Genomic DNA, 737 nt, shown 5'->3' with positions numbered 1-737 from the left:
ATGGTGAACATCCGCATCCACCGGCCCAGAACCCGCAGGGCATTGACGGAATTGAAGCTTTGCGATCCGCCTGAGACCTGCATGACCGCCAGCGTGCGGCCCTGCGTCGGACGGATCGAGCCTTCGGACAATGGCAACCAGTCGATCTGGTTTTTGAACACAGCGGTTATGTTGCCGTGCCGTTCGGGGCTGCACCAGACCTGGCCTTCCGACCAGATCGACAGTTCCCGCAGTTCTTGCACTTTCGGATGCGTGGCAGGCACGGAATCCGCTATCGGTAGGCCGGTCGGGTCGAACACCCGTGTCTCGGCCCCCAGCACCTTCAGGATGCGTTCCGCCTCAAGCACCAGCAACCGACTGAAGGATCGGGGACGCAAAGAGCCGTAGAGCAGCAGGATACGCGGCGGATGGTCCACACGCGGTTGCGGTTCCAGCCGCGCGAGATCGACCCGTTCGAGATACTCCGGATGCAAGGCTGGCAGCTCAGGTTCGGTCATATATATCGGTCCTGTCGTGTATTACGGGTGACTGATCCGGGGCAGCCATAGGGCCAGCGCCGCGAGTGTTGCCAGCAGGACGGGCGGCGTAATCGCCAGTCCGACCTTCATATACTGCCCCCATGTGACCCGATGGTTCTTGGATGCCAGCACATGCAGCCACAGCAGTGTTGCGAGACTACCAATCGGCGTGAATTTCGGCCCGAGGTCGCAGCCGATGACGTTGGCATAGATCATCAG

At 60.9% G+C, this 737-nt stretch carries 2 protein-coding genes; both read right to left on the bottom strand.

The features are described 5' to 3' along the window. Positions 1-497 (bottom strand): NAD(P)H-dependent oxidoreductase (locus WFJ47_RS16470; RefSeq protein ID WP_336764450.1); only part of this gene is annotated, 497 nt, incomplete at its 3' end. A gap of 21 nt (positions 498-518) precedes the next feature. Beyond that, the coding region (locus tag WFJ47_RS16465; protein WP_336764448.1) for an ArsB/NhaD family transporter at positions 519-737 on the bottom strand (219 nt) is incomplete at its 5' end.

Origin of the sequence: Asaia sp. VD9 (assembly GCF_037150015.1) — a bacterium.
In the GTDB taxonomy this organism is placed as follows: domain Bacteria; phylum Pseudomonadota; class Alphaproteobacteria; order Acetobacterales; family Acetobacteraceae; genus Asaia.
The sequence above is the reverse complement of the archived record's forward strand: the minus strand, read 5'-3'. Positions and strand labels throughout refer to the sequence as shown.